Annotated in this window: 9 protein-coding genes; all 9 read right to left on the reverse strand. The window is 40.2% G+C overall.

All coding sequences use genetic code 11. The features are described from left to right. Position 1 precedes the first annotated feature (1 nt). The 9 genes from JKG64_RS18885 to JKG64_RS18925 all read right to left on the reverse strand — a co-directional run bounded on the left by JKG64_RS18885 (position 2) and on the right by JKG64_RS18925 (position 13,252). A complete protein-coding gene (locus JKG64_RS18885; protein WP_210355827.1) occupies positions 2-1,168 on the reverse strand; it encodes a TlpA family protein disulfide reductase in 1,167 nt (388 codons plus the stop codon). A 19-nt stretch (positions 1,169-1,187) separates the two neighbouring features. Then, on the reverse strand, positions 1,188-2,309 hold the full coding sequence (locus JKG64_RS18890) for a TlpA disulfide reductase family protein (protein ID WP_210355828.1): 1,122 nt from the start codon (positions 2,307-2,309) through the stop codon (positions 1,188-1,190). 15 nt (positions 2,310-2,324) lie between these two features. Next, positions 2,325-3,599: a zinc metalloprotease gene (locus tag JKG64_RS18895; RefSeq protein ID WP_210355829.1), complete on the reverse strand. Its 1,275-nt coding sequence runs from the start codon at positions 3,597-3,599 to the stop codon at positions 2,325-2,327. 18 nt (positions 3,600-3,617) lie between these two features. Continuing rightward, a complete protein-coding gene (locus tag JKG64_RS18900) occupies positions 3,618-5,096 on the reverse strand; it encodes a RagB/SusD family nutrient uptake outer membrane protein (protein WP_210355830.1) in 1,479 nt (492 codons plus the stop codon). Between the two features lie 5 nt (positions 5,097-5,101). Continuing rightward, positions 5,102-8,635 carry a SusC/RagA family TonB-linked outer membrane protein gene (locus JKG64_RS18905; protein WP_210355831.1) on the reverse strand — a complete coding sequence of 1,178 codons (3,534 nt, stop codon included), beginning with the start codon at positions 8,633-8,635 and terminating at the stop codon, positions 5,102-5,104. 50 nt (positions 8,636-8,685) lie between these two features. Beyond that, positions 8,686-9,714, reverse strand: coding sequence for a FecR family protein (locus tag JKG64_RS18910; protein WP_210355832.1), 1,029 nt, complete (start codon positions 9,712-9,714; stop codon positions 8,686-8,688). A 624-nt stretch (positions 9,715-10,338) separates the two neighbouring features. Next, positions 10,339-10,917 carry an RNA polymerase sigma factor gene (locus JKG64_RS18915; protein ID WP_210355833.1) on the reverse strand — a complete coding sequence of 193 codons (579 nt, stop codon included), beginning with the start codon at positions 10,915-10,917 and terminating at the stop codon, positions 10,339-10,341. A 163-nt stretch (positions 10,918-11,080) separates the two neighbouring features. Further along, positions 11,081-12,112 carry a TlpA disulfide reductase family protein gene (locus JKG64_RS18920; RefSeq protein WP_210355834.1) on the reverse strand — a complete coding sequence of 344 codons (1,032 nt, stop codon included), beginning with the start codon at positions 12,110-12,112 and terminating at the stop codon, positions 11,081-11,083. Between the two features lie 6 nt (positions 12,113-12,118). Next, positions 12,119-13,252: a TlpA disulfide reductase family protein gene (locus tag JKG64_RS18925; protein WP_210355835.1), complete on the reverse strand. Its 1,134-nt coding sequence runs from the start codon at positions 13,250-13,252 to the stop codon at positions 12,119-12,121. Positions 13,253-13,321 lie beyond the last annotated feature (69 nt).

Genomic DNA, 13,321 nt, shown 5'->3' on the forward strand with positions numbered 1-13,321 from the left:
ACTATTTGTCTAAAAGTTTTGCAACGGCCTTTTCTAAATCATCACCCCTCAAGTTTTTAGCAACTACTTTACCATCACTATCCAATAGGAAATTCATAGGAATAGCTGTAATATTATAGAATTGAGCAGCTTCATTTTTCCAACCTTTCAGATCGGACACTTGTGCCCATGGCATCTTATCATCCTTCACCGCCTTCACCCATCTGTCTTTATTGTCATCTAGAGAGATTGCAAATACATCAAAACCTTTGCTCTTATACTTATCATAAACCTTCAATACATGTGGATTCTCGGCACGGCAAGGTCCACACCATGATGCCCAAAAATCTACCAATACATATTTCTTACCTTTTAGGTAATCGTACAGGTTGATATTCTTACCATTAGGATCCGCTTGGGTGATGTTGATGAATTTAGCGCCATCTTCCGTTTTCTTAGCGGCCGCCTCTGCACGATCGATTCCCTCTTTGACTTCCTTCGCTTCTGTCAACCAAGGGTATTTTGTGATCAAGGGATTGATATATTCTAAGATAAAATCCTTTTCCCGCTTCGAGCTCATATACCCAAATGCATACACCACTTGTGGATCATTCTTGAAAGTTCTTACATACCATTTAGCACGTGTAGCCATATTATCGTACTGTTCCATCATCATATCGGTCAGCGATTTGGTCATGGCTGTATCTTTTGCCTGCATAGCCATATACTGACGCTTGCCGATAGCAATCGTATTTTGGTAGTTTTGATAGTTCTCCCAGTTGATCATATTGATCAATTGGTTGTCTTTACCTTCAGACTGGATAAAGATATACGGCGGGTTCTTAATCTTCATCTTTGCCGTATCTTCCCCTCGAAAATCGATTTTCAAATCATCATTACCGGCCCAGAATGTAATACGATCCCAACCATATACGTCCAGTGAATATAGACGAGGTGTCTTGGCAGGTACTTTAATTTCGTATGTACTGTCAGCCTTGAGCTGAATCGTCTGGAATACCTCCGCATCCTTCATCGGCTTTGCCTTCAATGTAAAAGGGTATTTTTCCTGATGCTCTTTAGCTGGAGGGAAATTAACTTTACCCTTTACTGTGATATAATCACGCGTCTGTGCAAATAAACTTGTAGCCATCAACAGACCCGCTGCCACACTTAAAACTATTCTTTTCATCTTATATAATAATAAACGTTTAAAATTTAACCTTGAATATTTCTTCGAGTTTCTTCTCCATTTCGCCACCACCTTTTGGTTCAAAACCGATCTCTTTCATAATGATCTTGCCCGACGGATCTATCAAATACGAAGTAGGAACGGCACTAACATTAAAAAGCGAACTGGATATCTTCGTATCGTCGTACAGCTGCGGCCAAGGATTAGACTCTTCCTGTACCGCTTTCAACCAAGCCTGCTTATTCTGATCGATGGAGATATTGACAATTTCAAAATTCTTGCCCTGCAGTTTGCTATACACCTCTCGAATACGAGGAAAGGATGCTCTGCAAGGAGAACACCAAGATGCCCAGAAATCTAACAATACATATTTGCCTTTAAACTCACTGAAAGAACGCTTTTCACTTTTTTCATTAGGCAGTTGAAAATCTTTAACCACTGCGCCTATATAGGCATTCTTTAATCCTTCAATCTTGGCATAAAGGGTCTTGCCTTCTTCGGTTGTTTTCAATTTGTCTGACAACCGATTGTAATAGTCTTCAGCCTGAGCTGTAGATAGATTGGATAGGGTACTCAACACTAGAGTTGTCGAAACGACCTTATTCCCATCAAAATACTTATTCAATACAGAATCATACCCTTTATTGATTAACTCATTTTGATAAGTCGTAGCAGTCTCAAACTGCGCATTGCCTTTCTTCAAAGCTTCTTCACCATACTTGGTAATAGTAGCCTGTCTGGCCCCCATAAAAACCTTAGGCTTGTCTGCATTATAGTTGTAATAAGTCACAGCAGAAGGCATTCCCTTGATCGTCGCAGATGATAATCCTTTCACCACATCAAAAGCAACATTGATCGTACCTGACTGATCGTAAAACAAGACCAGCGGTGAATACATACGTCTTTTAGCTTGATCATATTGAATAGAAATAGCTCTGGATCCTGCGACCGGCTCATTGACATTGATTTCAAACTTACCGTTTTTGATAGTTGCAGAGTCTTTGGCCATACGGTTATAGAAATAAACCATATTGTGGCCTTCGGTGTCTCCTGTCACGGTTCCTACCACTTTCACTTTTAATTGGCCTAAAGCCATCTGACTGCATAGTATTGCCAGCCCAGTATATAATAATTTTCTCATAGTTCTTACTTTTTATTATTGTAATGACCAAGCTTTACGTACCGGAGAGCGCTCCATAACGAGTCGCAAACGCTCTACCTGTCCTTGAGTAAAATTGTTACGCAAGGAAGCATAGCGTATATCATCCATTGCGTTATTGGCTAAAAACTTATATCCATCGACACTGACTTTCATTAGCCCCGTTGAGATATTGGCTGTTTGTGTTGATCCTGTTAAATACTTACGTGTATCTGAAACGTAGTCGACAACCGTATTACCTGTCGAACTCGTTGGATAAGTGGCATAATATGCGGCAAGGTATGACGCAATCTCCACACGGTTACTCGGGTCTGGAAAAAATGCGGTACGATGTATACCTAGACCATAGTTTAAAAAGAAATCAGTAGTGGGTACATCTGCTACTGAATTCACTATTTTAGGAATTCCAAGAAGTGCCTCCTGACCAGCGGGAACAATCTGATAAGCCGCTTTCGTATCTCCTAAAAACGTGTTCGCAGCTGTAGGAAAGATGTAAACATTCAAAAACTTATCCTTATCCCATTGATAACTTGCCGTACTATTTATTTTTACAGTAAAATGCGATGGATTAAAGAGACTTGCAGTTCCTTTCCAGGTAGAATCATAAAATATCCGGTTATATCCTGGGATTGCCAAATTGACTCCTGAAGCATTTTTACGAGCCAATCTAAACTCAATCTGCGCATTTCCTCCATTTGGGTCGTTGCCAACCGAATTATTAAAAATAGCATTAGCATAATCTAATCCTTGTTGTAATAGTTTTGGCGTTACTTCCTGATAAGTAAGAGGATCATAAGCCGCATCAGTTCCACTTAACTCAAATACATGAAACACGACATCTACATAACGCTTTTCGCCCACATCTTTGGGTTTACGTATAGTGACCTGTCTTGTCTCCGATTTAGCATCCCCGATTTGCGCATAACAGCTTATCGTACCCTTGGATAGATCTGTCGTACTGTAACTTGTACCTTCAATCAATTTGCCTTCGACAAAGACCTTCACCTCATTCTTAGGCAACGCTCTGTAGTCAACGAACATTAGTGTATCTTTAGTTACTCCTGCCTTATTTTTAACCTCAACTCTACGGAAGGCCTCTAACACAAATTGCAGAGATGCTTTTCCATCTGCGATCAACGTAGGACTACCCGTAGAAAACTCAACGACATCAATATCTGAGGCACGGGGTTGATATACCTGATAGTCAAACTTTTCTTTTTCACAACCTTGCAGTACAAACAATAGTACAAGGACATATAATATTCTTTTCATCGTTCCTCTTTCTAAAAATTAAAAAACAATTGTAGTCCAACCCTCATTCGGAAAAATATCGGGATTCTCCTGCAGTTCACTTAACGGTATTGGTAGTGCATAGTGATAATCCCCAGGCTCGACTTTAATATTGTAATTCTTGTTAAAAAAACGCAAATTTCGCTCCATTGCTCCTACTTTATAACGTTTCATGTCCAACCAACGCTTGTCCGTATCGCAATAAAATTCTTTGCGCCTTTCCTTAATAATCTCATCCAATAGAAGCTCGCCACTTAATCCACTTTTAGCTACGGCACCTCTGAAACTTTTAAACTTATTTAAGGTTGTTAGAGCCAAATCTGCCTTACCATTGCGATAATAGCTCTCCGCCAATATCAAATAGGCTTCTTCTGGCGTGAACAAATGCAGGTGCAGAGTCTTGGAAAAAGTATCATCAGGCCAATTGTGCGAATGTACATTGCCTACAAAATAGGTCTCCTTTCGAAGATCACCAGCATCAAACGAATTAAAGAAATCTTGATTTACTTTAAGATTTGCTGGAGCCGCATAAGGTGATCCATAAATAGGTGCTACTGTACCAAATCCCACACTCTTCATATATACAGCCGGATATTCTGGGTCTAAATTCTTTTGTACATTCCTAAAGCTAACTACAGTTTTTGGAATATATCCCTCTGTACCATCAATAGCAGCCAAAGCGTACTTCTCAGATTCTATATAATCTTCCGCCTTTTTAGAGGAAGATTCCGCCTTAAACCAGTATACTTGTGCTAATAAGTTCTGAATGTAACGCTCGTTGAAAAAACGGGAATAGCCAGCATTAGGCCCAACTTCCTGAAAATATGCTAAAGCTCTTTTTAAATCTTCAGTTATTACAGCATATATCTCTGATGATGCTTTACGTTTCATCTTGATACCAACCACTTCTTTTCCTGTATGCAAATACAATGGAATCCCCAGCTCTTCGTTGTCCATTGGCGCGAAATACTGTTGCAACTTAAAGATGTAATATGCACGGTGTACGAGCATCTCTCCTTGTACGCGCTTCAACTCCGCAGGATCGGCCTCGCGCAGCTCTTCAGACTGGTCAATAAGTGCATTTAGAAATCCAATGACTTCATAATACTTCGTCCAGATCGCATCTATAGTAACTCGGTCGTTAAGCAATAATTTGTCTGCATAAAATGCTTCTTTAGCATGGGGATTAGCTCCTGGATTCGCAACATTCACATATTGACTCATGTTTGCTTCGAAATCAAAATTGTCCGAATGTGCTTCAAACATCATTTGATGTGCCTCCGTTACTACGGGCATTACCCCATATATAGGCTGTGTGTTAGATCTCGCAAAAGCGTCCAAATATCCTGCTAATACGGATTTCAAATCGGCCAAAGTCTCTACAGCACGTTGATTTTTAGGAGGTAAATCCAAAAACTTCGTACAACTATTGAGGAACAATCCTCCAAAAAACACATATAAAATAATTATCTTTCTCATGCCCGTTAAAAACCAATAGTTAGTGAAAATGTATAACTCCGTGTCGTAGGGTAGCCAAATGCCAACTGCGTCTCCGGATCTGTACCTGAATAAGGTGATATGGTAAATAAATTATTTGCCATTAGCCCCAACTGTAGTTGCTTAACTACTTTTTTGAACATCGCTGGATTGGCACGCCATTGCAAAGCAATCTCTGTACATTTAATATAAGCGCCCGACTCGATATCCTTGTCCGTCAAATAACTAACGTAATTTGAACTATTTTGAGAATAAAAAGGAATGTCCGTCACATCACCATACTGTTTCCAACGGTATTGCTGATTCTTAAGACGATTGGTACGGCTAGCTGTAACATCATCAGTCGCACCACTAGGTCCTTCTCTACGGTCCTGAAACCCTTTAATCATATTGCCATCAGCAAAGACAAAATTGCTGGTCAGTGTATAATTTTTATAACGTATACGCGTATTAAAACCGCCGTAAAGTTTCGGATCCTGCTGTCCCAAATGATAGGATCTATATTTTGTCTTTAAATCGGCATCTACAATGGTGGATAAGTCTATCAATTCATCACCTATTACGTTTTGATCCGCATCCAAGCGTTGTGCAAAAACCATCATATGTCCATTCGTCGGATCAATATGACTGTATTTATAGCCAAACCAAGAGCGCATAGCATAGTTTTCCACATTCTGCGGAGTTAAACTTGCTACAGAAGGGGTTCGATTGAAAAACACCTCGTCCAAGTTATTTTTTACCGTCGTCAAGTTGGCACCAACTTCCCATAACCAATCTGTATTTTTGATTGCCTCTACACGGGCAGACAACTCCCATCCTTTATTCGACAAAGACCCCACATTCACGGCTGCTGATTTACGACCAACTGAAACAGGCAACGTTACGTTGTCTAATAGATCCGTAACCTTATTATCATAATAGTTGGCTTCCATGTTTAATCGACTACTGAACACAGATAGCTGTACGCCATAGTTGATATCCCGCTTTTTCTCCCATTTTAATACTGGATTACCATAATCAAAGCCATTTGCTTTTACGACATCATCATACACCAATGCGGACAAGCGGTAGGTATGGAAAGGATATACCGATCTATTAATACTACCTGTGTAGCCGTATCCATAGGAGAAAACCAATCGGTTCAGCCACGTCACATTTTCTTTGACGAAAGATTCCTCATGCGCATTCCATTTTGCTCCAGCCGACCATAGTGGTGTAAACTGATTCGCAGAACCTATGATATCTACACCATCTGAACGAAAATTGGCATTCAACACGTATTTATTATTATAAGCATAAGCAGCCGAACCGATAAAGGAGACAGAACGGTCTTTTTCATAATAAGTACCTCCCAACCGGGTCAAATCCAACTTTTTGTAGGTTGAAGCTGGCACATCATCCCAGGAAGGGTAGCCTGCCATGCGATAGTCTTGTAGGTACACTGGATTGTAGTGAAAGAATCTATTGTTGGTACGCTCTGACACCTCGTTAGCAACAAATCCTTGCACAAAATGCTTTTGTCCAAATGTACGGTTATACTCTACAGTATTACGGACCGTATAATCAATGGTCTTACCAGAGTTCTCTTCCAAAAATCCGTAATTAAATTTCTCTAATAGCCCGGAACCACCTGTTTTAGCGGAATTAAGCCAATTCTCTGTGTAAGATCGATGCGTACCTGCACGCGACTCATCCATCGTCTGCACATTGGTATAATTCAACACTGCTGAGCCACGATATTGAAAGCCTTCTAAGAATTTCCATTCGACACCTATCTGTCCTCTTATGTTTCCATAGTCTGTACTTAACGTATTCTCACGTAGCTCACGCACCATATTAAAGGACTGATGATTCAAAAATGCAGATTCACCAATCTTATTACTCATATCCCTATAAGTATCATCCCAGGCATATGATCCATCTGCATTGTACGGCCGCTCATATGGATTTGCGAACATCGCATAGCGAAAAGGATCTAAAGCCGGTTGCCCTTCTTTATTCTTTTTTATCGTAGAATATAAGTTAAAATCGACCAATAATTTATCACTGATATTACGGGTCAACTTTGCATTCATCCCTCCCAGCTTAAACTTATTTTCCATCAGTGTACCACTAGCATCCTGATAATTAAGCGATACATTGTATTGTAGCTTATTGCTACCACCTGACATAGCTACATTGTGAGATTGCTGATAAGCAGGATCATATAGTTCATCTACCCAATCCGTATTTACCTGCTCGAATTGAGCAATTTGCCTTTCAGCCTCTTGACTAGTAATCATACCATTATCAACTTGTCTTAAAAGTTGAACCACTCTACCTCCATAAATCGGATGAAAATCATTATAAACCTGTCTTTCAAACGCAATTTTCTCCTTGGAGTTCATAAAGTTAAAACCATTTTTAGGAGCCATCGTCAGACCTTGATTGGTAGTATAAGTAATATAATCTTTACCAACCTCACCACGCTTAGTTGTAATCACAATAACTCCATTGGCAGCACGTGCTCCATAAATCGAGGCTGCTGTAGCATCACGAAGGATATCAATACTAGCAATGTCTTCTGGTGGAATATTGCCAATACCATTGGTCAGTAAATTATTTATATTTGAACTGGTCTTGTCCATACCCGCTACATCCCCATTCTGCAACGGCATACCATCTAGAATAATTAAAGGTTCTGCACTACCGGTCATCGTATTACTCCCCCGGATTACGATTGATCCTGTTTCACCTGGCCTACCCGACCCTGAGCGCACGTAGACACCCGTCATTTTACCTCTCAGGGCTTTATCGATAGTCGTGATTCCAGCTCCCTCTAAATCTTCACCTTTGATGGATGACACATTTCCCACGAGTTTACTACGTTCACGCTTTTGGAGTCCCGTAGATATGACCACGTCTTCGATTTCCTGCGCCCGGATACGTAGAGCCAATGTCACCATCTTCTGCGCCCCAACCTGTATTTCTGCGGGATGATAACCAATACTATTGGCTACAATTTCCTGAGCAGGAGCAATTCGCTGCATTTTGAAATTCCCCTCTTTATCTGTAGATGTTCCGATTTTAGTTCCCTTAATCAATAAAGTTGCACCTACGACTGGCTTGCCATTTTCATCAACAACCTTTCCTCGTATAGTATCTTTCTGTACCGCCTGCATAGCGACTGCCGCTGTCGAGGTACTGTTTGCTTTCTCTGCCTTCTTCTTTACCAATACTTGTTGTCCAGAAATTTTAAATTCGAGATTCGTTTCTTTCTCTAATAGCTGGATAACACGCTCAATGGAACAATTACTACAATCGAAAGAAATTACAGGAGAATTTGCTACGGCTTTGTCGTACAAAAAAACATATCTACTTTGCTTTTCAATCTGATTGAAAATAGCAGTCAATGACTTTTGCTTCACAGAAATGTTGATCTGGGCTAGAGCCATTCCCACTTGACAAATAGCTAGGCATAGTAGTATCGTTTTTATCGGATACTTCCTCACATGCCTGTACTTCATGAAAAAATGCTTCATAATGGTTTTGAGGTTAAATAAATTATAGTTGATTGATTGTTAGTTTTACATTAGTTCTTTTCGACCTGTATTTCGATATCAAAGAATCGAAGCATATCGACCACTGCTTTCATCGAATCCGTTCGTTTGATACGTCCAGATATTTTCTTGGTTGTATCTTGCTGTTTTATACCGATAGATACAGGGTACCATCGCTCCAACTCCTTAACGATAGTCTCTGCATCAGCATCATCAAAATAGAAATCTCCCTCTTTCCAGGCTATCACCGCTCCCGGATTACTCAACGTCTGTATAATAGGTCTTGTCTTTCCATCCAACTGAATGAACTGCTCAGCAGGCTTTAGCACAACAGGTTTACTGCCTTTATCAACGCTGGTCACTTGCACTGCCCCCTCTAGTAAAGTGACTGCCTTCGCACCTTCTCCCTTATACTGCCTGATATTAAAATGGGTACCCAGCACCCGCACTTGCTGTCCATCTGTTTTTACGATAAATGGTAACTTCTGATTATGCGCAACTTCAAAATACGCTTCTCCGTCAATTGTTACTTCCCGTCTGTCACCTTGAAAACGAGCAGGAAAAACAATCTTCGAAGAAGCGTTAAGCCATACTGCAGTACCGTCTGAAAGTATAATCCGCAGTTGCTTTCCTCGTGCGGTCTCTACAATTTGTTCCTGATCAAGTAAATCCTCTTGATTTAGCTTCCGAAAATCCAAAGCTTGATCAGCACTAGCCAAATAGGCAATATTAGTATCTAATCCATTTTGATCATCCAATAAAATGGTGTCTCCATTTGATAGCACAAGCTTTGATAAAGCCCCTGCATCCGCAAAAACTTCTCTCAATTGATTTTCACCGAGATACTGATGGTTAGTCGTACCACGATAAATCCAGATCGATGTAGACAAGAATATCAGCAATGCCGCGGCAACTACAGCCCATCGGCTTCTATAGAACGGAACAACTTTAGCATCGACAATAGCATCGAGACTGTAGTCTCCGTCCCGTTGGGCTTTGGCAACAATACCGCGCCACAGTTCATCCTTTTTGTACTTATTCGGTCTATTGGATAGCATCATATTTTTGAGTTCTATAGGTATAGTCTGTCTTTTTTTGAAAACATACTATGTTGGAATGAAATTTTTTGATTTTTTTTATTGTTTCTAGAAAAGTGAGGTATATAGTATTTAAGGAAGGTTTAAAATCAACATCTTCTTGTCGCTTGAGCCGCGACCAGGCTCTTCTTTCTCCTTGAACGAGAAAGAAGCAAAGAGTCAAGACGATGTAACCTATGTTCATCACGGCACATAAAGCTATACGTGCGGTTTCCTAGGTCGCCACAACGGTGCCCACCCATAGACTGGAAATCCTTGGTAACTGCAATATGTACGATAATTTGTGGATAGCTTTATGGCCTTAGTCTCCATATTTTACAAGGTCGTTTCTTTCACTTCTTCTTAATTATACACAAATAGTTATTTGATGTCCGCCGTTCTCAAAATGGTTTTGGCTTATTTGAGCTTGAAAGTTGTCATGATTAGAAAACAGACTGTTTGCATTTGCTTCCACTTTGGACATGGTCACCTTGGCGGGTTGCCAATTGTAGGAATGGAAATCCGTTGTGGCAAGCCGGCACAGTGACGAGTTTTGGTTACTTTTGAGGGAAAAGTAACATGCCTTGCGCCGGCAGAGAGGCGCACCTTTTAAAACTTAATGAAAAACAAAAACAGCAACCAAGTAGCTTTATCTCCAAACCGCAGCTTTAAACGTTTCAAAGCAGATGAGATTTGGTTTCTCACCGTTTGAACCGATATACCTAGTTTATCGGCGATCTGTTGAGCAGAAAGATTTTCAAAACGGCTCAATAGAAACACTTCCCGCATCTTATCAGGCATTGATTCAATTTCTTTCTTTACCAATTGATTTTCTTCTGAAAAATCATCCTGTTCACCCTCCTGAAAACTATAATCCCAATACTCTTCTTGCTCATTGAGCGGTACAAAAATCGGAAGCTTGTCTCGCTGTGCATAGAAATCATATATCTTATGCCTCAACATAGACAATAGATACCCCTGTATATTAGTCTTCACATGCCAATATCCTCTATTTTTCCATATAATATAAAATACGTCTTGAGTTATATCCGACGCATCCTCTTCTCGGGGGAGTTTCTGAAGAGCCATACGGTACACTTTTTTCCAATAGCTATCGAATAGCTTTTTAAAAGCTATAGGATCAGCATCATTGATCGCCTGTACCATTTCAAGATCTTCCCTGTTCAAAATGCGATGGGTTTATCCGTATTTAGATGAGTTAGTGTAAATTCAGATGCCAAGTATAAGAAAAAACACGTAAAAAAAAAACCGTTGATGAAAATGATCACCAACGGCTTTACACACTAACTATTAAGTATCACTTATCAAAGTGACAATCTTATATCTCTACTTAATTCCCAAAAAGCTTCACCAAATAGGCCTCAAGCTCTTTACCACGTAAGTTTTTCGCAACAATCTTACCATCAGGTCCGATTAAAAATGTCGTTGGCAACGTAGTCACTGCAAACTGGCTTACCGCAATCGCATCATCACCTGACTTGTCGTGCATCTGTAACCAAGGCAATTGCTGATTCTTCAACGCATTCTTCCAAGCCGTTTCACTTTTATCTGTTGAAATACTCAGAATCTCAAAAGGTGCCTTTCCTTTATATTTGGCATACACCTCTTTTAGCGTCTTGAATTCTTCAATACAAGGACCGCACCATGATGCCCAAAAGTCCAACAAAACATAATTACCGCGAAGCGAAGCAAAGTTCAACTGTTCTCCTTTTTCATTTGCCAAAGCAAAATCCTTGACGATAGCCCCTTCTTTAGAAAGCAAGGCCCCTTTAATCTGGTTGCCGGCCGACTTGCCAAAATAAGTTTGCTTCACCGCAGAAGAAAGACCTTCATACGATTTTAACGCATCTTCTGGCGTCATCACTTTACCATAACGCTCTAACAAAAAAGCGGACCCAAAGACATCTTTGTTTTTAGCAACTACCTCTGCGATAATAGCAGCTCCATTATCACCATGCCCTTCTAGTGCAGCAAAATACTGATTCAACACATCATGCGACTTTGAACCAGATACTTTCGACGTGTAGAATGACTCTAGATCACCTTCTACCACAACTGTTCCAGGCTCATCCACTAAAACACCAAAAGGTGCATAGCCCCCATGTTTTTTGGACTCTGCTTCTGAAGCCAACATATGTCTCGTTGGCACAGTAAATGGAAGCTCAATACGCCAAGCCCCATTTTCAACAACTGTCGTATCGTTATCTCCGGTGATATTATTGTATAAATACACTTTAGTACTATTGTACTTTGGATCGACTTTCCCAACCAAGACTACTTTATCTGAAGTCTGTGCCTGTACACTGAAAAACGAAAGTACCGATAAGGTGAATACACCTACAATTGATCTTAACTTTATCATAGTATACTAGTTTAAAAGTTCTGCTAATTTCTCATGCAATTGCTCACCTCTCAAGTCTTTAGCAACAATTTTCCCTGTTGGATCGATTAAGTAGTTCTGTGGCACGCCACGTACTCCGTACATTTTAGCAACCTCGTTATTCCAAAATTTCAAGTCACTCACATTTGTCCAAGTCAACTTATCGTCCTCTATAGCTTTCAACCAGTTTGCTTTCTTACCGGGTTGATCTAAAGAAACTCCTAGAACTGTAAAGTTCTTGTCTTTGAATTTTTCAAATGCAGCTACCACGTTCGGGTTCTCCGCACGGCAAGGTCCACACCATGAAGCCCAAAAATCCAAAAGCACATATTTACCTCGGAAATCGGATAATTTCACTGGATTATCATTCACATCGTTCTGTGTGAAATCAGGTGCCATCACACCTACTGCTGTAGTTTTTGCTGCGTGAATCTGCTTTGCGAACTCCAATCCAACCTCTGATTCACGTATTGATGTTGCCAAAGCATTATAAGCGGGCTCCATTTCTAACACCGTCTTTCCTGCCTGCAATTGATCCTGTATAGCGATCAAGCTAAAATAAGAAGATGGGTTTTTAGCGATATAGTCTTCCTGTAGTTCACGCTTTTTGTTTGCAAAAACCATGTACTGATCACGAAGAGGTGTCGCAAATGACTCGTCCTGGCGCTGCTCTGGTGTAGCACTACTGTATTTCATATTGATATCCTTGATTCCATCCTCAGACTCTTTCAGCATATTTTGATAAGCTGTATAAGCCGTCTGCAATGCAGAACCTTTAATAACCGCCGTTTTCAAAGAATCTTTCGCCTGAATAACAGTTTTACCCTTATCCACATAAAAGCCTACCATATCCGTATTATAGCTCACACGGTTCCAACCCTTATTTTCTTGATCGTAGATCATGTATACCATCGTAGGACCATTAGCCTCCCCTTTAAAAGAAAACTTACCCTTTACTACTGCTACTGAATCCAACACTTCGCTACTTGGCGTACGGATCGACATAAATACCTTGCCTTCTTTTTGAGGGGATTGTATTTTTCCTTCAATACTGAAATTTGACTTTTGTGCCATCGCTGCACCTGGTAGTGCCAACAACAACATCATTTTTAAAACTCTCATCTATCTATTAATTTTAACGTATTAGCATATATCAAGATCGGCAGGTCAATGTACCTGCCGATCGTACTT

The organism is Sphingobacterium tabacisoli (assembly GCF_017908035.1).
GTDB lineage: Bacteria > Bacteroidota > Bacteroidia > Sphingobacteriales > Sphingobacteriaceae > Sphingobacterium > Sphingobacterium tabacisoli.